Source organism: Streptomyces sp. NBC_00353, assembly GCF_036108815.1.
Classification (GTDB): domain Bacteria; phylum Actinomycetota; class Actinomycetes; order Streptomycetales; family Streptomycetaceae; genus Streptomyces.
In genome coordinates this window covers 5098522-5124255 of the sequence record NZ_CP107985.1, presented here as the reverse complement: position 1 = coordinate 5124255, position 25734 = coordinate 5098522, and the positions used below count along the sequence as shown (strand labels likewise).

General features: G+C 67.7%; 23 protein-coding genes. 13 read left to right on the top strand and 10 right to left on the bottom strand.

What is annotated here, in order from left to right; genetic code table 11:
* Nucleotides 1–198 precede the first annotated feature (198 nt).
* Together OHA88_RS23135 and OHA88_RS23130 are read right to left on the bottom strand one after the other, a co-directional pair.
* Entirely contained in the window at nt 199–2466 is a 2268-nt protein-coding gene (locus OHA88_RS23135) for a (Fe-S)-binding protein (RefSeq protein ID WP_328626903.1), read from the bottom strand.
* 109 nt (nt 2467–2575) lie between these two features.
* On the bottom strand, nt 2576–3175 hold the full coding sequence (locus OHA88_RS23130; protein WP_328626902.1) for a sugar transferase: 600 nt from the start codon (nt 3173–3175) through the stop codon (nt 2576–2578).
* Between the two features lie 317 nt (nt 3176–3492).
* Between OHA88_RS23130 and dnaK the strand changes: the two genes are divergently transcribed.
* The 4 genes from dnaK (at nt 3493) to OHA88_RS23110 (ending at nt 7722) form a co-directional block, all read left to right on the top strand.
* Nucleotides 3493–5346 carry a molecular chaperone DnaK gene (gene dnaK / locus OHA88_RS23125; protein WP_326628562.1) on the top strand — a complete coding sequence of 618 codons (1854 nt, stop codon included), beginning with the start codon at nt 3493–3495 and terminating at the stop codon, nt 5344–5346.
* Nucleotides 5343–5993 (top strand): nucleotide exchange factor GrpE, encoded by a 651-nt coding sequence (gene grpE / locus OHA88_RS23120; RefSeq protein WP_326604953.1) that lies wholly within the window; start codon nt 5343–5345, stop codon nt 5991–5993. Before dnaK ends, grpE begins: the two co-directional genes overlap by 4 nt.
* Nucleotides 5994–6086: 93 nt before the next feature.
* Nucleotides 6087–7274: a molecular chaperone DnaJ gene (dnaJ, locus tag OHA88_RS23115; RefSeq protein WP_313938427.1), complete on the top strand. Its 1188-nt coding sequence runs from the start codon at nt 6087–6089 to the stop codon at nt 7272–7274.
* A 1-nt stretch (nt 7275) separates the two neighbouring features.
* Nucleotides 7276–7722 (top strand): heat shock protein transcriptional repressor HspR, encoded by a 447-nt coding sequence (locus tag OHA88_RS23110; protein WP_030929299.1) that lies wholly within the window; start codon nt 7276–7278, stop codon nt 7720–7722.
* A 36-nt stretch (nt 7723–7758) separates the two neighbouring features.
* Here OHA88_RS23110 and OHA88_RS23105 read toward each other — a convergent pair whose 3' ends face one another.
* Entirely contained in the window at nt 7759–8784 is a 1026-nt protein-coding gene (locus tag OHA88_RS23105) for a helix-turn-helix transcriptional regulator (protein WP_328626901.1), read from the bottom strand.
* 171 nt (nt 8785–8955) lie between these two features.
* Nucleotides 8956–9939, bottom strand: a complete 984-nt coding sequence (locus OHA88_RS23100; RefSeq protein ID WP_326604955.1) for a helix-turn-helix transcriptional regulator — start codon at nt 9937–9939, stop codon at nt 8956–8958.
* A gap of 325 nt (nt 9940–10264) precedes the next feature.
* On the opposite strand from OHA88_RS23100, the gene OHA88_RS23095 reads away from it, so the two are divergent.
* The gene (locus OHA88_RS23095; RefSeq protein ID WP_030929305.1) at nt 10265–10585 is read left to right on the top strand and encodes a hypothetical protein; all 321 of its coding nucleotides are present in this window, start codon (nt 10265–10267) and stop codon (nt 10583–10585) included.
* Nucleotides 10586–10704: 119 nt separating this feature from the next.
* Here OHA88_RS23095 and OHA88_RS23090 read toward each other — a convergent pair whose 3' ends face one another.
* Nucleotides 10705–11127, bottom strand: a complete 423-nt coding sequence (locus OHA88_RS23090) for a pyridoxamine 5'-phosphate oxidase family protein (RefSeq protein ID WP_328626900.1) — start codon at nt 11125–11127, stop codon at nt 10705–10707.
* A 226-nt stretch (nt 11128–11353) separates the two neighbouring features.
* On the opposite strand from OHA88_RS23090, the gene clpB reads away from it, so the two are divergent.
* Both clpB and OHA88_RS23080 read left to right on the top strand, forming a co-directional pair.
* Entirely contained in the window at nt 11354–13951 is a 2598-nt protein-coding gene (gene clpB, locus OHA88_RS23085; RefSeq protein WP_328626899.1) for an ATP-dependent chaperone ClpB, read from the top strand.
* 256 nt (nt 13952–14207) lie between these two features.
* Nucleotides 14208–14765: a YbjN domain-containing protein gene (locus OHA88_RS23080; RefSeq protein WP_328626898.1), complete on the top strand. Its 558-nt coding sequence runs from the start codon at nt 14208–14210 to the stop codon at nt 14763–14765.
* 124 nt (nt 14766–14889) lie between these two features.
* Here the strand turns inward: OHA88_RS23080 and OHA88_RS23075 are convergent, their stop codons facing one another.
* The 4 genes from OHA88_RS23075 to OHA88_RS23060 all read right to left on the bottom strand — a co-directional run bounded on the left by OHA88_RS23075 (nt 14890) and on the right by OHA88_RS23060 (nt 19065).
* Nucleotides 14890–16068, bottom strand: coding sequence for a pyridoxal phosphate-dependent aminotransferase (locus OHA88_RS23075; RefSeq protein ID WP_328626897.1), 1179 nt, complete (start codon nt 16066–16068; stop codon nt 14890–14892).
* Nucleotides 16069–16544: 476 nt separating this feature from the next.
* Entirely contained in the window at nt 16545–17087 is a 543-nt protein-coding gene (locus OHA88_RS23070) for an NUDIX hydrolase (protein WP_328626896.1), read from the bottom strand.
* 278 nt (nt 17088–17365) lie between these two features.
* On the bottom strand, nt 17366–18430 hold the full coding sequence (locus OHA88_RS23065) for a CU044_5270 family protein (protein ID WP_328626895.1): 1065 nt from the start codon (nt 18428–18430) through the stop codon (nt 17366–17368).
* Complete coding sequence (locus OHA88_RS23060; protein WP_328626894.1) at nt 18427–19065, bottom strand: RNA polymerase sigma factor; 639 nt, start codon at nt 19063–19065, stop codon at nt 18427–18429. The genes OHA88_RS23065 and OHA88_RS23060 overlap by 4 nt, the downstream gene beginning before the upstream one ends.
* Nucleotides 19066–19250: 185 nt before the next feature.
* On the opposite strand from OHA88_RS23060, the gene OHA88_RS23055 reads away from it, so the two are divergent.
* Together OHA88_RS23055 and OHA88_RS23050 are read left to right on the top strand one after the other, a co-directional pair.
* Nucleotides 19251–19622 (top strand): Tn3 family transposase, encoded by a 372-nt coding sequence (locus OHA88_RS23055; protein ID WP_328626893.1) that lies wholly within the window; start codon nt 19251–19253, stop codon nt 19620–19622.
* Between the two features lie 188 nt (nt 19623–19810).
* Nucleotides 19811–20014 (top strand): hypothetical protein, encoded by a 204-nt coding sequence (locus OHA88_RS23050; RefSeq protein WP_328626892.1) that lies wholly within the window; start codon nt 19811–19813, stop codon nt 20012–20014.
* Nucleotides 20015–20463: 449 nt separating this feature from the next.
* On the opposite strand, the gene OHA88_RS23045 is transcribed toward OHA88_RS23050, so the two are convergent.
* Entirely contained in the window at nt 20464–21213 is a 750-nt protein-coding gene (locus OHA88_RS23045) for a hypothetical protein (RefSeq protein ID WP_328626891.1), read from the bottom strand.
* 649 nt (nt 21214–21862) lie between these two features.
* Here OHA88_RS23045 and OHA88_RS23040 point away from each other — a divergent pair.
* From OHA88_RS23040 to OHA88_RS23025, 4 genes are all read left to right on the top strand, one after another.
* Nucleotides 21863–22447: a YcxB family protein gene (locus OHA88_RS23040; RefSeq protein WP_328626890.1), complete on the top strand. Its 585-nt coding sequence runs from the start codon at nt 21863–21865 to the stop codon at nt 22445–22447.
* Between the two features lie 659 nt (nt 22448–23106).
* Nucleotides 23107–23655: a hypothetical protein gene (locus tag OHA88_RS23035; RefSeq protein ID WP_328626889.1), complete on the top strand. Its 549-nt coding sequence runs from the start codon at nt 23107–23109 to the stop codon at nt 23653–23655.
* A 286-nt stretch (nt 23656–23941) separates the two neighbouring features.
* The gene (locus OHA88_RS23030) at nt 23942–24457 is read left to right on the top strand and encodes a hypothetical protein (protein ID WP_328626888.1); all 516 of its coding nucleotides are present in this window, start codon (nt 23942–23944) and stop codon (nt 24455–24457) included.
* 187 nt (nt 24458–24644) lie between these two features.
* Nucleotides 24645–25190, top strand: a complete 546-nt coding sequence (locus OHA88_RS23025) for a tyrosine-type recombinase/integrase (RefSeq protein WP_443044280.1) — start codon at nt 24645–24647, stop codon at nt 25188–25190.
* Nucleotides 25191–25734 lie beyond the last annotated feature (544 nt).

Genomic DNA, 25734 nt, shown 5'->3' with positions numbered 1-25734 from the left:
TTGGCGACGAAGCCGCCACCGTCGGCGCCCGGGTGCACCGTCCTGTGCACCATCAGCTGTGACCCCGCCCGTGCCTCGACTGCAACTCGCCCATGATGCCGGTGGGGTGGAGGAGGGGTAGCGGTGGGGGCGGAGGGGCCGGAAATGACAGGAGGGGCTGATGGGGAGTTCCCCATCAGCCCCTCCTGCGGCCGAAAGCTACTTCACCGGCTCCGGCTCCGGCGCACTCTCGGACTCCGGCTCGCCCGCCGGGTCCGCCGGGGTCTTCACCGAGTCGAGCAGCAGCTGCGAGACGTCGACCACCTGGATCGACTCCTTCGCCTTGCCGTCGTTCTTCTTGCCGTTGACCGAGTCGGTCAGCATGACCAGGCAGAACGGGCAGGCGGTGGAGACGATGTCCGGGTTGAGGGAGAGGGCTTCGTCGACACGCTCGTTGTTGATGCGCTTGCCGATCCGCTCCTCCATCCACATCCGGGCACCACCGGCGCCGCAGCAGAAGCCGCGCTCCTTGTGGCGGTGCATCTCCTCGTTCCGCAGACCCGGCACCTTCGCGATGATCTCGCGCGGCGGCGTGTAGATCTTGTTGTGCCGGCCCAGGTAGCACGGGTCGTGGTACGTGATCAGACCCTCGACCGGGGTCACCGGGATCAGCTTGCCCTCGTCCACCAGGTGCTGGAGCAGCTGCGTGTGGTGGATGACCTCGTACTCGCCGCCGAGCTGCGGGTACTCGTTCGCGATGGTGTTGAAGCAGTGCGGGCAGGTCGCGACGATCTTCTTGGACGACTTGGGCTTCTTCGTCGTCTCGTCCTCGTCGTCCTCGCCGAACGCCATGTTCAGCATCGCGACGTTCTCCTGGCCGAGCTGCTGGAACAGCGGCTCGTTGCCCAGACGGCGGGCCGAGTCACCCGTGCACTTCTCGTCGCCACCCATGATCGCGAACTTCACGCCCGCGATGTGCAGCAGCTCGGCGAAGGCCTTGGTGGTCTTCTTGGCCCGGTCCTCCAGGGCGCCCGCGCAGCCGACCCAGTACAGGTAGTCGATCTCCGACAGGTCTTCGACGTCCTTGCCGACGATCGGGACCTCGAAGTCGACCTCCTTGGTCCACTCGACGCGCTGCTTCTTGGCGAGCCCCCAGGGGTTGCCCTTCTTCTCCAGGTTCTTGAGCATCGTGCCCGCCTCGGACGGGAACGCGGACTCGATCATCACCTGATAGCGGCGCATGTCGACGATGTGGTCGATGTGCTCGATGTCGACCGGGCACTGCTCCACGCACGCACCGCAGGTGGTGCAGGACCAGAGCACGTCCGGGTCGATGACGCCGTTCTCCTCGACCGTGCCGATGAGGGGGCGTTCGGCCTCCGCCAGAGCCGCGGCCGGGACGTCCTTCAGCTGTTCCTCGGACGCCTTCTCGTTGCCCTCCATGTCCTTGCCGCCACCGGCGAGCAGATACGGGGCCTTGGCGTGCGCGTGGTCGCGCAGCGACATGATCAGGAGCTTCGGGGAGAGCGGCTTGCCGGTGTTCCAGGCGGGGCACTGCGACTGGCAGCGACCGCACTCCGTGCACGTGGAGAAGTCGAGGATGCCCTTCCAGGAGAACTGCTCGACCTGGGAGACACCGAAGACGTCGTCCTCGCCCGGGTCCTCGAAGTCGATCTCCTTGCCGCCGGACGTCATCGGCTGCAGCGCGCCGAGTGCGACCGCGCCGTCCGCGTTCCGCTTGAACCAGATGTTCGGGAAGGCGAGGAAGCGGTGCCAGGCGACACCCATGTTGGTGTTGAGCGAGACCGTGATCATCCAGATCAGCGAGGTGCCGATCTTGATCATCGCGGTGAAGTAGATGAGGTTCTGGAGCGCGCCGAGGCCGAGTCCCTTGAAGGCGAGGACCAGGGGGTACGAGACGAAGTACGCGGCTTCGTAGCCCCCCACGTGGTGGATCGCGCCCTCGAGACCGCGCAGGGTCAGGATCGCCAGGCCGATGATGAGGATGACGTACTCGACGAAGTACGCCTGCCAGGCCTTGGAGCCCGCGAAGCGGGACTTGCGGCCGGCCCGGGAGGGCAGGTTCAGCAGCCGGATGGCGATCAGCACCAGGATGCCGACCGTTGTCATCAGGCCGATGAACTCGATGTAGAGCTCGAACGGCAGCCATTCACCGATGATCGGCAGCACCCAGTCGGCCTTGAAGAGCTGTCCGTACGCCTGGAGCAGCGTCGGTGGCAGCGTCAGGAAGCCGATGGCGACGAACCAGTGCGCGAAGCCGACGATCCCCCACCGGTTCATCCGGGTATGGCCGAGGAACTCCTTGGCCAGGGTGATCGTGCGCTGCTTCGGGTTGTCGGTGCGGCTGCCTGCCGGGACCGGCTGTCCGAGTTTGACGAACCGGTAGATCTGCGCGACGGCTCGGGCGATGAGCGCAACGCCGACCACAGTCAGCACCAGCGACACGATGATCGCGGCGAGTTGCATTTGGGGGCTCCTCGGGCCTGCGAGGGTGGGATCCGGCACTTGTGGGACGTGTCGGAGTACAAGCGATTACTAAGCAGTAACTTAATCAGTCTGTGCTGACACTATCCACTTATTCCGCCGCGCTGTAGCCGCGCAGTCGGTGATCTGTGTCGCTCAGGTGTGCCTTGCCGCGGTGGGTGGGCCTGTGGACCGCGGCGCGAAGCGGAATGTGTACCGCCGCCGCCAGGATCGTCAGGTCGAGTCCCAGCCAGTGGTGCTCGGCGTAGTGCTGGTCGAGCAGGGCCGGTTCGTCCCACGGCATTCCGGAGCGGGAGCGGATCTGGGCCAGGCCGGTCAGGCCGGGTCTCAGCTCCTGCCGCCAGTGTCGCGCGCCGGCCCCGTCCCCGGTGCCGCCGGTCGCTCCGTCGGCGGTTCCGGCCCGCTCGTCGTCCGGAGTGAGCGGTTCCGGTCCGACGAGGGAGAGCTCTCCGCGTACGACATGAGGCAGCCGGGAGAGCAGGTCGAGGCGCAGTCGGCGGGTGCGCAGGGTGCGCAGTACGAAGGGCCGGCCGGCCAGGCCGATCCGCACGGAGCGGGTCAGTACGCCGCCGGGAGGCCGCCGTGCGGCGAGCGCGACGGCTCCTGCGGCGAGCAGGGGGGCGGCCAGGACGAGCAGGACCGAGCCGAGGGTCAGATCCAGCGCGCGCTTCGCCGTCATCTGCGTCTGCATCGTGCACACCTGCCGGGTTGGACGGGTCGGATGCCGGTTTTGTGCATCTCGCGGCATTTTGTGACAGAACGATCCCATGCGGCGATGATGGAGCGGGGCGTGTGGGCCGTCGGGTCGGCAGGTGTCACCCTCGATCGCCGGTAGTGGGAGCCGGACATGTGCCCGGATATGTACCCCTCGGATCTCGGAGAAACTGCAGGTGGCGCGTGGTGTGTGCACGATAGTTGAGTCGACTCGACTCAGGTCTGTTGACTCTGAGGCGGGTGTCATGCATCCTTGAGTCAGATCCACTCAAGTAGTCAGTTGGAGGAATTGAAATGGCACGTGCGGTCGGCATCGACCTGGGCACGACTAACTCCGTCGTCAGCGTTCTCGAAGGCGGCGAGCCCACCGTCATCACCAACGCCGAAGGCGCCAGGACCACGCCGTCCGTCGTCGCCTTCGCGAAGAACGGCGAGGTGCTGGTCGGCGAGGTCGCCAAGCGTCAGGCGGTGACCAACGTCGACAGGACCATCCGCTCGGTCAAGCGCCACATGGGCACCGACTGGAAGATCGACCTCGACGGCAAGAGCTTCAACCCGCAGCAGATGAGCGCCTTCATCCTGCAGAAGCTGAAGCGCGACGCGGAGGCGTACCTGGGCGAGAAGGTCACCGACGCGGTGATCACCGTCCCGGCGTACTTCAACGACTCCGAGCGTCAGGCGACGAAGGAGGCCGGCGAGATCGCGGGCCTGAACGTCCTGCGTATCGTCAACGAGCCGACCGCCGCCGCGCTGGCGTACGGGCTCGACAAGGACGACCAGACGATCCTCGTCTTCGACCTCGGTGGCGGCACCTTCGACGTGTCGCTTCTGGAGATCGGCGACGGTGTCGTCGAGGTGAAGGCCACCAATGGTGACAACCACCTCGGTGGTGACGACTGGGACCAGCGCGTCGTCGACTACCTGGTGAAGCAGTTCGCCAACGGTCACGGTGTGGACCTGTCCAAGGACAAGATGGCTCTCCAGCGTCTCCGTGAGGCCGCGGAGAAGGCGAAGATCGAGCTGTCCTCCTCGACGGAGACCTCGATCAACCTGCCCTACATCACGGCGTCCGCCGAGGGCCCGCTGCACCTGGACGAGAAGCTCACGCGCGCCCAGTTCCAGCAGCTCACCGCGGACCTCCTGGAGCGCTGCAAGAACCCGTTCCACAACGTCATCAAGGACGCGGGCATCCAGCTCTCCGAGATCGACCACGTCGTTCTCGTCGGTGGCTCGACCCGTATGCCGGCCGTCGCCGAGCTCGTCAAGGAGCTGACCGGTGGCCAGGAGGCCAACAAGGGTGTGAACCCCGACGAGGTCGTCGCCATCGGTGCCTCGCTCCAGGCCGGTGTCCTCAAGGGTGAGGTCAAGGACGTTCTGCTCCTCGACGTCACGCCGCTGTCCCTCGGTATCGAGACCAAGGGCGGCATCATGACGAAGCTCATCGAGCGCAACACCACGATCCCGACCAAGCGGTCCGAGATCTTCACGACGGCCGAAGACAACCAGCCGTCGGTGCAGATCCAGGTCTACCAGGGCGAGCGCGAGATCGCGGCGTACAACAAGAAGCTCGGCATGTTCGAGCTGACCGGTCTGCCGCCGGCCCCGCGTGGTGTCCCGCAGATCGAGGTCGCGTTCGACATCGACGCCAACGGCATCATGCACGTCGCTGCCAAGGACCTCGGCACCGGCAAGGAGCAGAAGATGACCGTCACCGGTGGCTCCTCGCTGCCGAAGGACGAGGTCAACCGGATGCGTGAGGAGGCCGAGCAGTACGCGGAGGAGGACCACCGCCGTCGCGAGGCCGCCGAGTCCCGCAACCAGGGCGAGCAGCTCGTCTACCAGACGGAGAAGTTCCTCAAGGACAACGAGGACAAGGTCCCCGGTGACGTGAAGACGGAGGTGGAGGCCGCGCTCACCGAGCTGAAGGAGAAGCTCAAGGGCGAGGACACCGCCGAGATCCGTACCGCCACCGAGAAGGTCGCGGCCGTCTCGCAGAAGCTGGGCCAGGCGATGTACGCCAACGCACAGGCCGAGGGTGGCCCGCAGGGTGACCCGCAGCCCGGCCAGGCGCACGCCGACGGCGCGGACGACGTCGTCGACGCCGAGATCGTGGACGACGAGCGGGACGCCAAGGGCGGTGCGGTGTGACCGAGGAGACTCCGGGCTTCGAGGAGAAGCCTGACGTCCCCTCCGGCGCCACCCCTGACGGAGCTGAGCCGAAGGACGCCGCCCCCTCTTCGGAGGAGGGGGCGTCCCCGGCCGGGGACGCAGTACAGACAGTCGGCCTCACCGCCCAGCTGGACCAGGTCCGCACCGCGCTCGCAGAGCGCACGGGCGACCTCCAGCGGCTCCAGGCCGAGTACCAGAACTACCGCCGCCGCGTCGAGCGGGACCGGGTCACGGTCAAGGAGATCGCTGTCGCGGGTCTCCTGTCCGAGCTCCTGCCCGTGCTCGACGACGTCGGTCGCGCCAGGGAACACGGCGAGCTCGTGGGCGGGTTCAAGTCGGTGGCCGAATCGCTCGAGACGGTCGTCGCCAAGCTGGGCCTGCAGCAGTTCGGCAAGGAGGGCGAGCCCTTCGACCCGACGATCCACGAGGCGCTGATGCACTCGTACGCGCCGGACGTCACCGAGACGACCTGCGTGGCGATCCTCCAGCCGGGGTATCGCATCGGCGAGCGCACCATCCGCCCCGCGCGGGTGGCGGTGGCCGAACCCCAGCCGGGGGCGGCCCCTGCGGCGGCGAAGGAAGAGAAGACAGACGACGAGGAGAGCGGTGGCACCGAGGAGGTCTGACATTTCGTCCGACCACCGCGGGGCCCACCGTCTGCCCCGGCGACCGGCCCTCGGGCCGGTCGCCCGGCCGATCGTCCGGAAGGAGGGACGTCGATGAGCACGAAGGACTTCGTCGAGAAGGACTACTACAAGGTCCTCGGCGTCCCCAAGGACGCCACCGACGCCGAGATCAAGAAGGCGTACCGCAAGCTCGCCCGCGAGTTCCACCCGGACGCCAACAAGGGCGACGACAAGGCGGAGGAGCGCTTCAAGGAGATCTCCGAGGCCAATGACATCCTCGGCGACTCCAAGAAGCGCAAGGAGTACGACGAGGCGCGCGCCCTCTTCGGCAACGGCGGCTTCCGGGCCGGTCCCGGTGGTGCGGGAGGCAACTTCAACTTCGACCTGGGCGACCTCTTCGGAGGCACCCAGGGCGGCGGAGCCGGCGGCCCCGGTGGTTTCGGCGGCGGCGGCGGTCTCGGCGATGTCTTCGGCGGCCTGTTCAACCGGGGCGGCGGTGCGGGGACACGCGTGCAGCCGCGCCGCGGCCAGGACATCGAGTCCGAGGTGACGCTCAGCTTCACCGAGGCGGTCGACGGGGCAACGGTCCCGCTGCGGATGTCCAGCCAGGCGCCCTGCAAGGCGTGTTCGGGCACCGGCGACAAGAACGGCACCCCGAGGGTCTGCCCGACCTGTGTCGGCACCGGCCAGGTGTCGCGTGGCAGCGGCGGCGGGTTCTCGCTCACCGATCCCTGCGTGGACTGCAAGGGCCGGGGCCTCATCGCCCAGGACCCGTGCGATGTCTGCAAGGGCAGCGGGCGGGCGCGTTCGTCGCGCACCATGCAGGTCAGGATCCCGGCGGGCGTCTCCGACGGCCAGCGGATCCGGCTGCGCGGCAAGGGCGCTCCGGGCGAGCGCGGCGGCCCGGCCGGCGATCTGTACGTCGTCGTCCATGTCGACGCCCACCCGGTCTTCGGCCGCAGGGACGACAACCTCACGGTCACCGTGCCCGTCACCTTCGTGGAGGCGGCGCTCGGCGGCGAGGTGAAGGTCCCCACGCTCGGAGGACCCCCGGTCACCCTGAAACTGCCGGCCGGTACCCCCAACGGGCGTACGATGCGCGCCCGGGGCAAGGGTGCGGTGCGCAAGGACGGCACCCGGGGCGACCTGCTGGTCACCGTCGAGGTGGCCGTGCCGAAGGAACTGGGTCCCGAGGCGCAGGACGCGCTGGAGGCCTACCGGAAGGCGACCGCGGGGGAGGACCCGCGGGCGGAGCTGTTCCAGGCCGCGAAGGGAGCATGATGTGGACGGCCGACGACGTAATCCGTACCAACTGACCGATGACTCACCGGTGTACGTGATCTCGATCGCGGCCCAGCTCTCGGGCCTGCATCCGCAGACACTGCGCCAGTACGACCGCCTCGGCCTGGTCTCCCCGGACCGCACGGCCGGCCGCGGCCGGCGCTACTCGGCCCGTGACATCGAGCTGCTGCGCACCGTGCAGCAACTGTCGCAGGACGAGGGCATCAACCTGGCGGGCATCAAGCGCATCATCGAACTGGAGAATCAGGTGGCCGCGCTCCAGCAGCGCGTCGCCGAACTCTCCGCGGCAGTGGACGGCGCGGCGGCGGCGATGCAGCAGCGCGAGGCGCAGGTGCATGCGTCGTACCGGCGCGATCTGGTGCCGTATCAGGATGTGCAGCAGACCAGTGCGTTGGTGGTCTGGCGGCCGAAGAGGCCGAAGGAATAGGCGCGGTTACGGCGCACGCACGGCGGCCGAGGCCCGTCACCCGGAAACGGGTGGCGGGCCTTCCGCGTCGGCGGCGCCGGCAGCGGTGCCGTCCGGCTCGACGATGCCCGACCGGATGATGAGCGCGCCGAGATGGGTCCGGCTGGAGGCGTTGAGTGCCTGCATGAGTTTGGCGACGTGGGACCGGCAGGTGCGCACGCTGATGCCCAGCTTGCGGGCGACGGCGTCGTCGACATGGCCCTCGACCAGGAGGCGCGCGATGCTGCGTTGTACGGCGGTGACGGGGGTGCCGGGGGACACCTGGTGCGGGTGCTCCTCGATGGGGATGGCCTGGGCCCACAGCGCCTCGTACACCTGGACCAGATAGCGAACCAGGGCGGGGTGGCGGATCTCCAGGGCGACGTCGCGCTCCGGGGTGGCGGGGACGAAGGCGACCCGTCGGTCGAAGATGAGCAGCCGTTCGGCGGTCTGCTCGATGGTCCGCACTTGGAGGTGGCCGGGAGGTATCTGCTCCAGGTAGCCCTTGAGGTGCGGGCTGTAGCGTGCCGAGTGCTGATACAGGTGCCGGAGGCTGACCCTCCGATCGACGACGGAGAGGGCGTAGGGCAGCGCCTCCTCCAGCCGCTCAAGCGGCCGGGTGCTGCCGGGCTGCATCGTCAGAACCTCCTCCGACGCGTTCGCCGTCGCATCGTAGACAGCCGCTCTGATCTTCGGCTTTCCCTCGATGACGGTGATGGCGAGGTTGGGGTCCTCACTGACCACCGACGCCAGGGGGGCCAGCGAGTCCGCGAGGGCCGCGGTGCGCCGTATCCGTTCGTGGATCTCGCGGGTGACGGGCTGCAGCAGATGTGCCAGGGCGGCGGACGGTGGCACGGGGCGCATCCACGCGTCGTCCCGGGGGTCGGGGTGGACGAGCGCCATGTCGATGAGGCACGGGGCGGGTGCGAGGTCGGCGCGGGCGATCCGGCCGCTGCGGAGCGCCTCGGTGTAGAGCTGGAGTGCGGGGTCGCACAGTTCCAGATCGCCGTGCGAATGTCGTGGTATCTCCTCGTCTCTGCTCATTCGGGATCCCCTACTTTTGTGCACTGCAGCAAGATGACGGTGGTGGAAGCGTGGCCACCGGGGGAGTGTTGTCCCCGCCGGGTGGTGAACTCCTCCTGTGCAGCGGAAGCGTGGCCGCACTTCCCCGTGTCGCGGTCGCGGCCGCCCGCGTCCGGTAGGAGTGCGTCGTGGTCAGTGGTTCTGGTTCAGAATTCCCGACTGGGCTATGAGGTATCCGAGTTGGGCCCGGCTGCCGCTGCCGAGGGCGGCGTTCAGTTTGGCGATGTGCGCGCGGCAGGTGCGTACGTTCATTCCCAGGCGGCGAGCGATGGAGTCGTCGACGTGTCCCTCGACGAGGAGTTGGGCGATGGAGCGCTGGACGCCGCTGATGCCCTTGGGGACGGGGTCGTACTGGATCTCTTCGAGCAGTGGGTCGGCGCGCTGCCAGAGCTGTTCGAAGACCTTCGTCAGGTACGAGACCAGTCCTGGGTGGCGGAGCTCCAGGGCGACTTGGCGATCATCCTGTGCGGGGATGAAGGCGACTGTCCCGTCGAAGATGATCAGGCGCTCGATGAGCTCCTCGAGCGTACGGATCTCCACCTTGCCCTCGGCCAGCCGCTCCGCGTAGACGAAGGTGCCGCGGTTGTGCCGGACCGTGTGCTGGTAGAGGGTGCGGATGCTGACGCCGCGGTCTATCACTGCCTGGCCGCGTTCCAGGCCCTTGCTGAGGATGTGCTCGCTCCGGCCGCCTCCGGGCTGGATGGTGAGTACCTCGGTGCGGCACTCTGCGGTGGCGAGGTCGATGGCTGCGTTGATCCGATTGACGCCCTCGAGCACCGTGATGGCGTGCGTGGTCGGCGGGTCCTGGGCGCTGATGTCCATGAACGGTTCGAAGGAGTCGGTCAGTTCGACAGCGGCGTGTCGGCGTTCCTGGATTTCGCGTTCTATGGGGTGAAGGCGCTTGGCCAGCGCGGCGGACGGCGGAACCGGGCGGAGCCAGTCGGCGTCGTCGGGGTCGGGGTGCAGGAGCGCGAAGTCCATCAAGCACGGTGCCGGTTCCACCTCGGGACGGGATATGCGTCCGGAGCGCAATGCACTGGCGTAAAGCCGCTTTCCCGCCTCGCATAGGTCGGTGATCCCATGAGGATGTGCCGGTTTTGTGTTGCTTGTGGTCATTTCTCCACCCCCCATGTTCCTGAACGTGCAGGAACATGATGCATCGACCCGGTGGTGTTCGCGTGCCCAGGTGAGACATCTTCTTAGTGCGGGGGAGATGAACCCATCAAGTGAGGACGAAGCCGACTATGTACAAGCGAATGCTTCGCTCGGTGCTTGCCACTGCTTTCGTCGCGGCATTGGCCTGTGGCGTACTGAGTGGCGGTGATTTCGGAGGGGGCGCCGCTGCAGCGTCCGCGCCGAGCGCTGCCGCCCGGGGTGCTGAGTCGTTGAACGTGCCCGGCGATATCACCTGGGACAGCATTCCGGTGAATCTGGCGGGCGCATGACCATCCCGCCGGACGACCGGGTTTTCCGGCGGGAGATGGCCTCTGCCTACCGCTCAGGGTGGCACTTCATCGATCTGCTCACGGCACTCCCCCGCCATGGCGATTCGTTGATGGTCACCCTGCTCGGGGAGCCGATCGTCGTTGTCCTGGAGGACGACGAAGAGGTGCGCGCCTACCGATGCCTTCGTCGCCCCCGCGGGGCGCCGCAGCCCGTTCGTTGTGCCATCCGGTACGGAATGATCTTCGTCAACCTCGATCAGCGTGACCACCAGCTGATCGAACCCGAAACCATCACCGCCACCCCCCGCAGTGCCTGAGCGATCCCCCGTCGTTCCATGTCGCTCAGACACTTCCCCCACACAGCGGCGTCATCGTGACCTGAACACGGTGGCGCCGCTGTGCTGTCCGGGAACGGGCGGCGGGGAGCTGCCGGGGGTCAGGCCGTGCGGACCGGTGCGCCCCTGCCGAGGGCCCGGCCGAGGGTGATCTCGATGACGACCCGGTCCGGGTTGGGCGCCGGGGTGCGCTCGTAGCGTTCCGCGTAGCGGCGTACGGCGTCGTCGACCACGTCCTGCTCCGTGCGGATCGTCGCGCGGCCCTCCAGCGTCGCCCAGCGGCCCCGGTCGACCTGGCAGACCGCCACCCGTGCCCCGTCCGGGCCGGCGGCCAGGACGTGGGCGACCTTTCTGCTGCTCTTGTTGGTGATGATGCGCGCGAGCCCGGCCTCGGGGTCGTACGTCACGCCGACCGGCACCACGTGAGGGGTGCCGTCGGGGCGGAGGGTGGTCAGGGTGCACACGTGGTACTCGCGCCAGAAGGCGAGGTACTCGGGGCTGGGGTTGCGTACGTCTACGGCCATGGACCAAGGGTAGGCAGCCGTCGCCCGGCCCTGCGGTGGCGCAGGGGTTGTCCGGCCGGTTGACTCGGACACGAGCGGGTTTCTGTCGGTAGTTGCTGCCGGAGTCCGGCGGTTCTCGCCAGGGGCTCGCCTTGAGTGGAATAGACTCAACTTTGTGGACGTTGACTGAGTCAGTTGTCGCGAAAGAAGTGGACGGACCAGCCACCGCAAGGAGGAGAGAGCGCACGTGGACGCCGAGCTGACCAACAAGAGCCGGGACGCCATCAATGCGGCCACCAGCAGGGCCGTGAAGGACGGGCACGCCGATCTGACCCCGGGGCATCTGCTGCTCGCTCTGCTGGAGGGCGAGGACAACGAGAACATCACCGACCTGCTCGCCGCCGTAGACGCCGACCAGGTCGCCGTACGGAGCCAGACGGACCGGCTGCTCGCGTCGCTGCCCAGCGTCACCGGGGCGACCGTCGCCCCGCCGCAGCCCAACCGTGAGCTGCTCGCCGTCATCTCCGACGCCGCGCAGCGAGCGAAGGAGCTCGGTGACGACTACCTCTCCACCGAGCATCTGCTGATCGGTATCGCGGCCGAGGGCGGCCGCGCCGGTGAGATCCTCACCCAGCAGGGTGCCAGTGCGAAGAAGCTGCTGGACGCATTCGAGAAGAGCAGGGGAGGGCGCCGGGTGACCACACCCGACCCGGAGGGCCAGTACAAGGCCCTGGAGAAGTTCGGCACCGACTTCACGGCGGCCGCGCGCGAGGGCAAGCTCGACCCCGTCATCGGGCGTGACCACGAGATCCGGCGCGTCGTGCAGGTCCTGTCGCGGCGTACCAAGAACAACCCCGTGCTCATCGGCGAGCCCGGCGTCGGCAAGACGGCCGTCGTCGAAGGGCTCGCCCAGCGCATCGTCAAGGGCGATGTGCCCGAGAGCCTGAGGAACAAGCGGCTCGTCTCACTGGACCTCGGGGCCATGGTCGCCGGAGCCAAGTACCGCGGCGAGTTCGAGGAGCGGCTGAAGTCCGTCCTCTCCGAGATCAAGGAGAGCGACGGGCAGATCATCACGTTCATCGACGAGCTGCACACCGTCGTGGGCGCCGGGGCGGGCGGGGACTCCGCCATGGACGCCGGCAACATGCTCAAGCCGATGCTGGCCCGTGGTGAGCTGCGGATGGTCGGCGCGACGACGCTCGACGAGTACCGCGAGCGCATCGAGAAGGACGCCGCGCTGGAGCGCCGCTTCCAGCAGGTCCTGGTCGCCGAACCGTCCGTCGAGGACACCATCGCGATCCTGCGCGGGCTCAAGGGCCGGTACGAGGCGCACCACAAGGTGCAGATCGCGGACTCCGCGCTGGTGGCCGCCGCGACCCTGTCCGACCGCTACATCACCTCCCGGTTCCTCCCCGACAAGGCCATCGACCTCGTCGACGAGGCGGCGTCCCGGCTGCGCATGGAGATCGACTCCTCGCCCGTCGAGATCGACGAACTGCAGCGCGCCGTCGACCGTCTGCGGATGGAGGAGCTGGCGCTGAAGAACGAGACCGATGCCGCTTCCGTCCAGCGTCTGGAGAAGCTCCGCCGCGACCTCGCCGACAAGGAGGAGGAGCTGCGCGGCCTCACCGCCCGCTGGGAGAAGGAGAAGCAGAGCCTCAACCGCGTCGGTGAGCTGAAGGAGCGCCTCGACGACCTGCGCGGACAGGCCGAGCGTGCCCAGCGCGACGGCGACTTCGACACCGCCTCCAAGCTGCTGTACGGGGAGATCCCGGGCCTGGAGCGGGAGCTCGCGGAGGCCGACGAGGCGGAGCAGGAGGCCGCCAAGGACACCATGGTCAAGGAGGAGGTCGGCCCGGACGACATCGCCGATGTCGTCGGCGCCTGGACCGGCATCCCGGCCGGCCGGCTCCTGGAGGGCGAGACACAGAAGCTGCTGCGCATGGAGGAGGAGCTGGGCAGGCGGCTGATCGGCCAGACCGAGGCCGTGCAGGCGGTGTCGGACGCGGTACGCCGCACCAGGGCCGGCATCGCCGACCCGGACCGGCCCACCGGATCGTTCCTCTTCCTCGGCCCGACCGGTGTCGGCAAGACCGAGCTGGCGAAGGCGCTCGCCGACTTCCTGTTCGACGACGAGCGGGCCATGGTCCGCATCGACATGAGCGAGTACGGCGAGAAGCACAGCGTCGCCCGGCTGGTCGGTGCCCCGCCCGGCTATGTGGGGTACGAGGAGGGCGGCCAGCTCACGGAGGCGGTCCGCCGCCGTCCGTACAGCGTCATCCTGCTGGACGAGGTGGAGAAGGCCCACCCCGAGGTCTTCGACATCCTGCTCCAGGTGCTCGACGACGGCCGGCTCACCGACGGCCAGGGCCGGACGGTGGACTTCCGCAACACCATCCTGGTCCTGACGTCGAACCTGGGCAGTCAGTTCCTGGTCGATCCGTTGATGAAGCCGGAGGAGAAGAAGGAGCGGGTCCTGGAGGTCGTACGCGCCTCGTTCAAGCCGGAGTTCCTCAACCGGCTCGACGACCTGGTGGTCTTCTCCGCCCTCTCCGGCGACGAGCTCGCGCACATCGCCGCGCTCCAGATCGACCGGCTCGCCAAGCGGCTGGCCGACCGGCGGCTCACCCTCGACGTCACCCCGGCCGCGCTGGCCTGGCTGGCGAAGGAGGGCAACGACCCGGCTTACGGGGCGCGGCCGCTGCGTCGCCTCATCCAGACCGCGATCGGTGACCGGCTCGCGAAGGAGATCCTCGCGGGCGAGGTCACGGACGGGGACACCGTACGGGTGGACGTGTTCGGGGAGGGCGAGGAGGCCGGCCTGATCGTGGGCGCCGTGGGGTGACGGACCCGGCGGGCGTCGGACGCCGGACCGACTGAAGTGTGCGAGGGCGGTGTCCCCGCCCTCGCACACGGCTGTCCGGGCCCACATGGGTCCGTCTGCGTGTCCCTTCCATGACATTCCCCCTCCGGACAGGCTCCCCCGGAGCTCCGAGCGGGCCGGATCGTGTCAGCCTGTAGCTGATCGGCCCAGCTGGGGGTTGCCATCCCCCGCCTGCCATGGGAGAGGATGGCGGCAACCGTACGAAGGGATATTCACGGTGAGCATCGACCCGTCCTCGATTCCGAATTTCGGGGGCCAGCCCGAACCGCAGGCGGCAGGACCGGAGGGCCCCGTCGTCCCTGACCAGGACCTCGTCAAGCAGCTCCTCGAGCAGATGGAGCTGAAGTACGTCGTCGACGACGAGGGCGACCTCGCGGCGCCGTGGGAAGAGTTCCGCACGTACTTCATGTTCCGTGGCGAGGACGAGCAGCAGGTCTTCTCGGTCCGTACGTTCTACGACCGCCCCCACGCCATGGACCAGCGCCCGGTCCTCCTCGACGCGATCGACGACTGGAACCGCCGCACGCTGTGGCCCAAGGTCTACACGCACGTCCACGAGGCCGAGGAGGGCGCCGAGGCCACCGAGACCTCGGTCCGTCTGATCGGTGAGGCGCAGATGCTCATCGGTACGGGCGTCAGCCTGGAGCACTTCGTCTCGTCGACGGTCAGCTGGGTGCGGGCCTCGATCGAGTTCGACAAGTGGCTGCTGGAGCGTCTCGGCCTGGAGCCGGCCGAGAAGAAGACCGACGGCGACGACGCGGTGCCCAGCGCCTGATCCGGAGCGCCTGCGAACGACAGCCCGGCCGGGGCGACGGTCACCACGACCGCCGCCTCAGGCCGGGCTTCTGTCGCTCCACACACCGGAAAGGCGAGCTCCGGCACGGTGGATCTCCCTGGAGTCATAGGCCCTTGAGCCGTGAAACGGCCTCGCGAAGGACGTCCTCGCGCTTGCAGAAGGCGAATCGGACCTTGCTGCGGCCGCCCTCCTGATCGTCGTAGAACACCGCATTGGGGATGGCGACGACCCCGCACCGCTCGGGCAGCGCGCGGCAGAAGGCGAAGCCGTCGGTCCCGCCGCCGAGCGGGCGGATATCGGTGGTGACGAAGTACGTCCCGGCCGGCCGGTACACCTCGAAACCGGCCTCCGCGAGCCCGCCGCTCAACAGATCCCGTTTGGCCCGCAGATCCGCGCGCAGCCCCTCGAAGTAGCTGTCGGGGAGGTTCAGCGCCTCGGCGACGGCGTACTGGAACGGGCCCGCGGAGACGTACGTCAGGAACTGCTTGGCCGAGCGGACCGCAGTCACCAGCCCGGGGCTCGCGGTCACCCAGCCCACCTTCCACCCGGTGAACGAGAACGTCTTGCCCGCCGAACCGATGGTCACGGTCCGCTCGCGCATTCCGGGGAACCCGGCGATGGGCAGGTGTTCACCCTCGAAGACCAGGTGCTCGTACACCTCGTCGGTGACGACGAGCAGGTCCCGTTCGCAGGCGAGTTCGGCGATCGCCGCCAGCTCCTCGCGTGCCAGGACGGTGCCGGTGGGGTTGTGCGGGGTGTTGAGGAGGATCAGCCGGGTGCGGGGGGTGACGGCGGCGCGCAGCTCGTCGAGGTCGAGCCGGTACGTACCGCTCCCCGCGTCCGGGTGCAGGGTGACCGGGACGCGGGCGCCGCCCGCCATGGCGATGCAGGCGGCGTACGAGTCGTAGTACGGCTCCAGGGCGATGACCTCGTCGCCGGGCTCCACGAGGGCGAGCAGGGTGGCGGCGATGGCCTCGGTGGCACCCGCCGTGACGAGCACTTCGGAGTCGGGGTCGTACGTGAGCGCGTACCGCCGCTGCTGATGGGCGGCGATCGCGGTGCGCAGCTCGGGAACCCCGGGGCCCGGCGGGTACTGGTTGCCGTGTCCGGCGCGCAGCGCGCGGACCGCGGCCTCCCGGATCTCTTCGGGGCCGTCGGTGTCGGGGAAGCCCTGGCCGAGGTTGATGGAGCCGGTCCGTACGGCCAGCGCCGACATCTCCGCGAAGATCGTCGTGCCGAATTCGGCGAGGCGGCGGTTGAGCAGCGGTCGTCCCTGTGTCATGACCGCCATCCTGTGCCGAAGCTCTGGAGTTGCTCAACTTACCTTCGAAGATTGGCACCTGCGGCGGTACCCACCGGACCGTCGCTGAGCAGGGCGAGAGTGGTCGGTAGCTGTCGTTGTCTGTCGTCGGCGGCCGCCCTCGGACGGCCCACAGACGGCCCGGCCCGCCGGTGGAGTGGGCGCTGCGTGCGCTGCGGCGAGCCCGCGAGAGCAACCGGGGTCGTCACCGTGCCCGGGTCCGGCCGCCGCTGGCTCGACCGGTGCATGTCCTGCCTCATCGCCACCACGCCACGCGGCGGCCCCCGAGCACCGCTCGCGGACGAGTGGAGTGGGCCGTGTAGCAGCGCAGAACGCTGCCGTAGAGGTCGAGGCCGCGAGGCGTGCGGTCGTAGACGTTGCGGGTGCGGTAGGCGCCCGCCGCCTGCCTACTCTGGCGCTGCGCCGGCGGGCCTGACTCGTACTGAGTCCGAAGCGGGCTAGCGGAGTGCTTGGGTGACGCGTCGTTTGAGCTGCTCGTCGTGGAGGCTGTCGGTCTCGCGCCAGGCGGCGTCACTGATCTCTTCGGTCTGTAGTTCGCCGATGTCGGCGGTGGTGTGGAAGAGGAAGCGGAAGTCGATGTGCTGGTGGGCGGGTTCGTCCTTGGCGGGGTTGGCGTCGATGGGGTGGATGTCGATGTGGAGCGGGGTGTCGCTGCGCGGGGTGACGAGGTGTGGCGGGATTCCGGTTTCCTCGGTGAGTTCGCGGCGGGCGGCCTGCAGGAGCGTCTGGTCGTAGGGCTCCAGGTGACCGCCGGGTAGGAGCCATTTTTGGGTTGCGTTGTGGAGAATGTGCAGTACGCGGTTGTCGGGGCCGATAAGGATCGCGCCGGCGGTGACGTGGCCGGGCAGCGTTTTCCGGCTGGTGAGGTCGTCCCCGTCGTCGAGCAAGCCAAGGACGGTACCGAGCTCGTGTTTGTCCTCGGGATGCTGGTCGAGGTAGGCGGTGAGGGTGGTGCGGATGTGGTCTGCCGTGATGGTCATGGTGATCACCTGTTGAAGTAGGAGAGCCAGGTCGCCGCGATGGCTTCGCGGTCGGGTGCGGGGACCTCATACATGCCGGGGGCGAGGTCGCCGCCCTGTGGCGCCTGGAGGTCGCCCTGCGGGAAAAGGCGCAGTGTGATGATGCTCTACGAGTCTGCCGCACGGGCCGATGAGGTGCTGTGCCTGAACGTGGAAGACCTGTACCCGCAGGACAAGCGCGGCAGGATCACCGCCAAGGGCGGGGCGACCGAGTGGATCCCAGCGGGGCGATCGCGTTCTCACGCATCGGCACCTTGCGCGCCGGGGCGCTGCTTCTGGGCGTCGACGACGGCCCGCTCCAGCACGGCGGTGGATTCGGTGACCGTGCCGGGCTTGACGTCGTAGGCCTGCTTGACCTGGACAGCGCGGCTGCCGAGGTAGGTGTACGTCTTGGGGTCGAAGATCCATTCGGTGCGGTCGCCGGTCTGCTGGTCGAGGCGGGCCACGGCGATGCCCTCGCGTCCCGCGGCGTCCTTGGCATGGTCCACCACCACGACCCCGGGGATCTTGGCCGCGGCCCGGTACAGCGCTGCGTTCAGCTTGGCCGGTGCGAGCTGCTCCTTGACCAGGTCGCCGACCGTGGTGAATGCCTGCTGGTCCGGGGAGTTCCCCTGGCCCTTGGTCTCCTTGTAGATCTTCTTCAGCAGGGCGTCCGGGTCGGTGGGCAGCGTCTTGAGGTAGTCGTAGGAGGGGGCACCCAAGTAGTTTTCGACGTCGCTGTCGAGGGTGATGCCGCCCTTGGGCTGGTAGCCGGGCTCGTCCAGCCAGCCCTGCTTGCCGTCGGGGGAATTCCATGTTTCACGGATATGCAGGGGCTGGACCCAGGTCTTGGACTTGTCCGTGTCGGTGTGCGAAACGGAGAGGTAGGAGACCTTGCTCTTGATGTAGATGTACTGGCCCGGACCGGGTTCGGGCGTCTTGCTGGCCGAGGCGGCGGCGGCGATGTGCTCGACGGTGGAGGCGAGCTGGGCGGTGCTGCCGGGCTCGATGCGGACGACTGGCGCTTCAACCGGAGGCGGGGTGGCCGTGGTGGTGCCGCTGCCCCCGGAACCCGTCAGCATGGTGAAGGCGAATGCGCCGGCCAGGGCGGCGGCGGTGACCGGGACACCGATCAGCAGGGCACGGCGTGCCGGGCGGCGGGACGGCACAGGGGCGGGTGCGGTGGGCTGGATCTCGTTCATCAGGTGCTCCTCGAGAAGCAGGTGACGGTCGAGCGACAGGTGCGGGTCTCCCGGCGCCGGCAGCAACCGGGCCAGCTCCGCGTGGTCCAGCGACTCCTCACGCCGTGACTTCTTGCGGATCATTCGGACCTCTCCTTGTACGACTCGTGTGACCGGGCCGCAGAAGTGCGGCCGCCCTGTACTTGTCCGTTGCGCGGTAGCGGTTCCCTGCGTTTTCTCAGTTCTTCGTCGGCCAGCTTGCTCAGCCGTCTGCGCGCGCGGGACAGGCGCGAGCGCACGGTCCCGACCGGGACGCCGAGTACGGCCGCCGCCTCCGCGTAGCCGAGCCCGGACCACACACAGAGCGTGAAGACCTCGCGCTCGCTCCGGGTCAGCTTCTTCAGCACTCGCTGGGCGGCAGCCAGCTGGTCGGCATCGGCTATGCGGCCGACGAGTTCGTCGGCGAAGTCCGGGACCGTTTCCTTGGCCGGTAGACGCTGCAGGGCCCGCTGGTGGCGGCGCGCAGCGCGGGTGGTGTTGCGCAGTACGTTCACGGCGATGCCCATCAACCAGGGGCGCGGACTGTCGCCCTCGTCCCGCAGCTTGACGCGCAGCCGCCACGCCTCCAAGAAGGTCAGCGAGACGATGTCCTCGGCGGCGGTCCAGTCCCCGGTCACACGCACCGCGTGCCGGTGGACCAGTCGGGCGTGGTCACGGAAGAGCTCGCGGAACGCCTCGGGGTCGCCTGCCCGTATTCGGGTGTGCAATGAGTAGTCCACGTCAAGCTTTGTCCAGACGGCAGGGCAGGTTCCCGTGGCGTGCGTCACACACGGTCAGGAAACATGGGCTCCGCGGCCGGCTCGCGCATCACGGCCGCCGTCTCCGTGGGCTGAGCGACATCTCGGGCGGCAGCGACTACTGGGCGGCATCGCAGTTGAGCAGCAGGGCAGGTGGCGTTGTCAGGTTGAGTGGAGAAGGCCTCAACGTCGTTGAGGGCTGGAACGGCGCCAACGACATCATCTTCTTCGGCAGGAGCGGCGAGCTCTCCTCCAATCGCCGTGACCAGCAAGAACTGTCCGTTCTCGCGCTCCATCTCCTGCAAACGGCGCTCGTCTTCGTGAACGCCCTGATGATCCAGGACATGCTCGCCGACCCCGTATGGGCCGACGTCCTCACCGACGAGGATAAACGCGCTCTGACCCCGCTCTTTTGCATGCACATCCAGCCCTACGGCGAAGTCCGGCTGAACATCGGCAGCCGCCTCCACCTCGCGATCCCCGCCCCGACCGACCCCGACCCCGACCTCAAGCCAGAACTGGAGCTGGCCGCGGCCTGAAGACAAAGGCATACCACTCGGCCCCCTCGCCACGTCTCGGCAAGGGGGCCGCTTTCGGTCCGAAAACTACTGGTGAGTCACTTGCCACCTGGTTCGCCGCTCGTTAACGGCACCCCGTGCTGCGGGAGGCAGCCCGGGAGGCGGGCGTCGACCTGACCATCGTGACCGACGAGCCGTAGCCTGCCGCCGTGGACAACCAGCGCTTTCACCTGACCCTGTCGACCGGCGGTAAACCCGTCATGCGCGGCTGGTGGCCCGACCTGGCGACGGCCGAGCGGAAGTACTTGCGGTGGATCAGCGAGCGCGGCGGCCGCGACGGCGCCCAGATCACGCGTACCGACGAGGCGGACGGCGGGCGGGTGCTGAAGTCCTGGCCAGACGAGGACCGCTGACACCGCCCGCACTGTCGACCGCTAAGACCCACACCCCGCCCGCAGCTCTCCTGGTATTGAACCGCCCCTCCGGCGGGGGTGCGGCAGCTCCCCGCAACATGCCGGAGAGCTGCGTGGTTGTGGGCGTCATTGGTCGTTGCCGGTCATCATGGGCCGCCCTCGGACGGCCCCAGGCGGCCCGGGAGAAGGCCAAGCAAGGATGGAACGACAGTAGGCACAGGATGCTGGCGTTCTACGCATTACGAGTTGTCCGATCTCGGTCCGCAGGTGCCCGCCGTCGTCCGCCGCGTTGCCGGCATGGCTGGTCAGGGGGTGCTTCGTACTGTCACGGACGGTGGCGGACCGGTCCGGAGCGGTCGCCTATCGAGACCACAAATGAGACCGGCGCGCGGACTCCCTCATCGGGCTGAACCCGAGCGCCTTTCCGGATCGGCTCAGCGGACGGCGTGTCAGGCGCCCCATCGGGTGACGACGGCCTCCTCAACGCTGAAGGGCATGCCGCAGTCCGCGCACTGAGCCCTGCCGAAGACGTAGGTCAGCTTGAGCGCGAGGTCAGGGTGGCCGTCCGTGACCATGCGCGCGTGCAGCCTTCTGGCCAGGCCCTGCATGACCGAGGGGTCCTGTGGCTGGAGGGGGAGCTGCTTGGCGGGCGTGTGTCGCATGTACATGTCGTCCGTGGTCGAGAAGTAGCCGTGCTCGCCGAAGACGACGAAGTTCTCCGTCTCGCAGGCGGGGCAGGGCAGTTCGTACTCCTCGCCGTTGAGTCCGTCGATCTGCTCGCCCCAGACCTCGACGCCCTCGAAGCTGAGGAGGGTCCCCAGCAGCTGGACGTAGTTGAGGGGGTCTCCGGTCAGCCCGGGGTCCTGCAGGGCTTCCTCGGTCAGCCCGCGCAACTCGGCGATCGCGGCCGGGTGGGACAGGTAGGGGTCTTCTCCGCTGTCGGGTCGGTCGATGCTGGCGACGATGGCGCCGGCCAGATAGAGCGGCGCCCTTCGCTCCGTGGCTGACCACTGGCGGGCCGTATCGGCGAATGCGGGGAGTGCCGCATAGCTGGCCGAGTAGACCGTGCCCTGATGGCACAGGCGGGACCACAGCGCGTCCCACCCGGCGTCCTGCGGATCCGGGCTCATGGCGTCGAGGAGGCTGGGAATGTCTTGGGCGGTGCCGTAGGCGTGGTTGAGCCGGGACCAGTCCGTCATGCAGCTGATCCAAGCAAACGATTCAGGCCCGGTCGCCGCCGGGTCCAGGCCCGGACGGGAACGTATCAGGGCACATCGCGGACAGGGCGAGGACGACGCCGCGTCCGACAAGAGCAAAAGTCCCAGGTCACGGTGAGTGAGTCCTGGGGTTCCTCTGAGCCGCCTTCGGGACTCGAACCCGAGACCTAGGCATTACGAGTTGTCCGATCTCGCTCCGCAGGTGCCCGCCGTCGTCCGCCGCGTTGCCCGCATGGCTGGTCAGGGGGTGATTCGTACTGTCACGGACGGTGGCGGACCGCTCCGGATCGGTCGGCTATCGAGACCGCAACTGAGACCGGCGCGCGCACGCCAACTCAGTCAGTCCGCCGAGGCAGAGCGGCGCAAACTCCCTGGCCACAAGTTGGCCTCGGGCAGTGATCCGGATTGCTGAAAACGAGCAGCAGCCCGTACGCGGTCTCGGGCACATGGGTCACGGATCTGCCCAACGTGGCTGCCTCTCGGTCCGGGCTCGGCTCAGAATGCTGCCCATGGTCGGATGCGCGCTCATCTGCTGGAGGCGGCTCGCCGCATTCTGACCGACAGGGTGACGCACGGCGTCCGGGAGCCCCGCGCCTGGGCGGTCCGCCGGACGCCATTACGATGCCGCTCCATGGAGAACGAGGAACGGGAGACGGCACCGGGGCCGGACTGGGTCGAGCTGGCCTATCTGCCGACCCGGGCCGAGATGGCCGAGGCATTGCGTGCGCGGACACGGACCAGTCCCGCCGCACTGTGGCGTCTTCCATTGATCGCCGGGTTGATCACGGTGGCCGTTCTCGTTGTTCTCCTGATGCTCGAGGTGCCCAAGGGCATGACCGCAGCGGCGGCCATGCCTGGCCTGGTGGCAGTGCTCGTGCCAGTCCTGGTGGCAGTGCTGGGGAGCCTCGCGGTCGGGTGGGTGCACCATCAGTACCGAGTGCGACAGATGACCAGGTACGCGCGCGCCCAGGGCGGGTACACCATGCGGGCGGACGACGACGGCGTATACGGCGCCACGGCGTTCGCAGAGACCAGGATCCCCTGGGCGTCGTTCCGCCACTACATCGAGACGGTGAACCTCTTCGTACTGGTCATCGACGACACGGTGGGAGGAATGACCCTGCTGCCGAAGCGCGGGCTGCGTGACGGAGCGGACGTCGACGGGATGCGCGCAGTCGTCGCGCGCCATCTCCCACCGTGCCCGTCCGGCTCCTGACGAGGCGGCGAGCCGCACTCGCCCAGCCGTTCGCCTGTGCCAGCAAATCACCGTGGCAGCACCATGGTTGAGGTTCACGATTTCACGCACGCGAGCAACGCGGTCACAGGACGGCGCACTCCACATTGTGTTAGGAGTTCTGAGGCGCCGCGGAAGTCGCCGTCCAGGTTGGCCGCGCGCACCTGTCGACGACCTCTTCGTCCCGAACGCGATCGCGGGCTCAAGTGACCTTGGGTGCCGGCCGTTTGACTTGGACTGGCGCGCAAGGCTCTGTCCATGGGAGTACGAGGAAGGTTGCTGTCTTTGGCCCCCCGTTTGGCCCCCTGACCCGGCCAGAGCCGGGTGGGCCGACACTCGCTTTAGGAGTTCTATCGCGGGGCTGATCTCGGCCTGCGGAGAGCGACCTCGGGCCTGACGGGTGAGTGGATCCCCGTACGTCCACTTCCACCACTGTCCGCCGTCGTTGATGTCAGCTGCGGATGTCAGGCCGACTCCCGAGTTGCCCTCCACGCGCGGGTTACGCATCCCCCTCGAACTCCCACCACCCCCTAGACTCGCCATGTTCCAGGAGCCGTTGGACCCTCGCGAGGTCGGCCTCCAGAGGTATATCCAGAGCGACCACGTGGAACTGGTCCACGAGACGGCGTGGACTCAGGCCGATGAACGGCACCGTCCAAGACGGCTCCGACTGCCGTGATCACACCGGCCGCCACAAGATCATCACGTCTGTAACTGCAGGTCACGGCAGCGGTAATCGCCGTACGGACGACCTGAAAACCAAGGTTGTCTGCTTGAATGCGCGCATGGATACGCTGAAGTTGCTCATAGCAGGGGTTTTGCTCGGCGTAATCCTGGCCGGTCGGCTCTTCCGCTGGGGCCAGCGACGGCTCGCAAGAAGCCTCGTCGACGGGAGGCAGATCAAGATCCACTGCTACGTGAAGAGTTCACAGATGACCCGATGGACAATCGGACATTTCGTGATCGACTCGGGATCGTGGACCTGGGAGCCCAGACGAGGAGAGATGCGCGCGCTGGCTGCCGATCTGCAGGTGGCAGGGGTGCGGGAAGCGTCCACGGGCGATGGGCGCGAGGTCAATGCCTCCATCCGGTACATGGTCATTGAGTGCACCTCTTCAGAGGGTGACGTGCTCATTGCCGCCCCTCCCGGACAGGTCGAGTATGTGTTCATGGCTCTGAACCGCACCTGAGCCGTCTCCATGCGCGGGGGCCGCTGAGACGATCAGCCAGACCGGTGGAGAGCACGCGAAGGAACCGACATGGCCGGCTGGATAGTCCCTTGTCGGCGGGTCTCCCGCAGAGGCCTACCGAGCTGAGCCCCTGGCCGAGCTGCGCCAGGCCGGCACTACCCGCCGCTGATCACACAAGCATCGTCTCTCGCATGACCCGGTGAGTGTTCCCGGTCGCCGTTGGTCAGCGCGGTGTTGATGTGTCCGCATGTGAGAGTTATGTCGAGACTTCGAGGGGCAAGTCATCGTGAAGATTAGAAGACTCAGCAAGGTTTTTCTGGCCACTTCTGGCCAAATTGGAATCATTGGTTTGGAATTCATTAGCCAGTGGGGCGGAGACCTGTCGTGGGATCGGCGATTTTGGATGCTTGCGCCGATGCCGCTTGTGATGTACATCATATGGCGCCTCTACCTTAATCCATACGTGAAGTTCGAAGAGGGCGAGGTCTGTGTCAATAATGCTTTCAGTAGATATACCATCCCGTATGCGGAAATCTTGTCGTGTGGCGGGAAGTGTAGTCTTGTAATAAATACAAGAAGTCATGGTCAAATTCCTGTCGATGCCCTTGACGTTTCTTTTGTTGGGAGACGGAAAAGGGACTCGGTGGCCCTCGAGTTGATGAGGAGAAGGGGGGAGCCCCGAGGAGAGGGGAAGGGGATCGGGAGGGTGATTACTCTTGGATTTCCGGAGATGTTCACATTTGGGCTCACGGTGTGTCTTTTCCTCCTTGCCGCTCTCGTTTCGATGGCGCTCACGTTGTAGATCTCGGACGGTGCGGTGCTCGCGTGCTTCGCCGGTAGAGCCGATACCTCCGGAGGACATCCGGAGCTCTAGGGCAGGACTTCGAGAGGGAGGCGACGAAAACGGCTGTGTCTTCCTGGTCTTGATACCGAGTCTTGCCGCCTGGGTTTTCGCTGGCCCCATCGACGTCGACGGGCGCACGCTTCGTGTGGTTCGGCAGATCAAGCACGTGGAAGGGCACCCGGTGTTCGCTCTCCCCAAGGGCGGCAAGACGCGGGATGTGCCGCTGCCCGACTACGTGGCGGAATCCCTGAGAGCGCATATGGACGCCTTCAAGCCCGTGGAGATCACGTTGCCGTGGGACACACCGGAGGGTCCGAAGGTGTCCTTCCGGCTGATCTTCACGGCTGAGCAAGGGGGCATGGTGTGGCGGAACAACTTCAACGGCAAGGAGTGGAAGCCTGCTCTCGCGGCAGCCGGGCTCATCCCCGAAGCGGTGGATGAGAACGGCAAGTACGAGTCAGCGCGCGAGCACGGCATGCACGCCCTGCGACACTTCTACGCTTCCGCGTTGCTGGACGCGGGCGAGAACATCAAGGCCGTCAGCGAGTACATGGGGCATGCCGATCCGGGACTGACGCTGCGGGTGTACTCCCACCTGATGCCTGACAGCCGTGAGCGCGCCCGCCGCGCCATCGACTCGGTGTTTCAGCGCATCTTCGGGGAAGATCACGGCCCACAGACGGCCCAGTGAGCCCCGGGCGGCCCCTGACCTGCGCTTACGTGCAGGTCAGGGGCCGTTTTCTCGATAGAACCCTCTGAAGTTGCTCAAGTCTGCTTTGGCTCCGCGGGGCCGGGGGCATCCCCCACTCACGCAAGTAGCGGAAGGAACATGAAGCGGGGGACCTCGCTTCGGGGGACGGAAGGGCGTGAGGGCGGTGGCTTTCTTCTGGGTGGTGGCCGGGATCGTTGTGATCTGCTGCGTCGTCGCGATGTGGCGGTCGGCGAACAGCAGCAAGTCGTTGTCCTCCCGGCGCTCCGGGCGCCGTAGTGCCGGCGACGGCGGCGGCGGCGCGTCCTGCGGAGGCAGCAGTCACTCGGGCGGTCACTCCGGTGGTGACTCCGGTGGTCACTCGTGCGGGGGCGGTTCCTCGTGCGGTGGTGGTTCGTCGTGCGGCGGCGGGGGCGGATGCGGCGGAGGCAGCTGACACGGGGCAGCTGGTCCGCGTCACCGGGTGCCCGGCGGGTGAACTCCCGCCGGGCACCTTTTTGTTGGGTCAGGCAGCGCGTGCCCGGTG

Bases quoted from the DNA above. Each gene is read 5' to 3' on its own strand.
- OHA88_RS23135 (WP_328626903.1), bottom strand. From the start codon at position 2,466: ATGCAACTCGCCGCGATCATCGTGTCGCTGGTGCTGACTGTGGTCGGC.
- OHA88_RS23130 (WP_328626902.1), bottom strand. From the start codon at position 3,175: ATGCAGACGCAGATGACGGCGAAGCGCGCGCTGGATCTGACCCTCGGC.
- dnaK (WP_326628562.1), top strand. From the start codon at position 3,493: ATGGCACGTGCGGTCGGCATCGACCTGGGCACGACTAACTCCGTCGTC.
- dnaJ (WP_313938427.1), top strand. From the start codon at position 6,087: ATGAGCACGAAGGACTTCGTCGAGAAGGACTACTACAAGGTCCTCGGC.
- OHA88_RS23105 (WP_328626901.1), bottom strand. From the start codon at position 8,784: ATGAGCAGAGACGAGGAGATACCACGACATTCGCACGGCGATCTGGAA.
- OHA88_RS23100 (WP_326604955.1), bottom strand. From the start codon at position 9,939: ATGACCACAAGCAACACAAAACCGGCACATCCTCATGGGATCACCGAC.
- OHA88_RS23095 (WP_030929305.1), top strand. From the start codon at position 10,265: ATGACCATCCCGCCGGACGACCGGGTTTTCCGGCGGGAGATGGCCTCT.
- OHA88_RS23090 (WP_328626900.1), bottom strand. From the start codon at position 11,127: ATGGCCGTAGACGTACGCAACCCCAGCCCCGAGTACCTCGCCTTCTGG.
- OHA88_RS23075 (WP_328626897.1), bottom strand. From the start codon at position 16,068: ATGACACAGGGACGACCGCTGCTCAACCGCCGCCTCGCCGAATTCGGC.
- OHA88_RS23070 (WP_328626896.1), bottom strand. From the start codon at position 17,087: ATGACCATCACGGCAGACCACATCCGCACCACCCTCACCGCCTACCTC.
- OHA88_RS23065 (WP_328626895.1), bottom strand. From the start codon at position 18,430: ATGATCCGCAAGAAGTCACGGCGTGAGGAGTCGCTGGACCACGCGGAG.
- OHA88_RS23045 (WP_328626891.1), bottom strand. From the start codon at position 21,213: ATGACGGACTGGTCCCGGCTCAACCACGCCTACGGCACCGCCCAAGAC.
- OHA88_RS23040 (WP_328626890.1), top strand. From the start codon at position 21,863: ATGGAGAACGAGGAACGGGAGACGGCACCGGGGCCGGACTGGGTCGAG.
- OHA88_RS23035 (WP_328626889.1), top strand. From the start codon at position 23,107: ATGAACGGCACCGTCCAAGACGGCTCCGACTGCCGTGATCACACCGGC.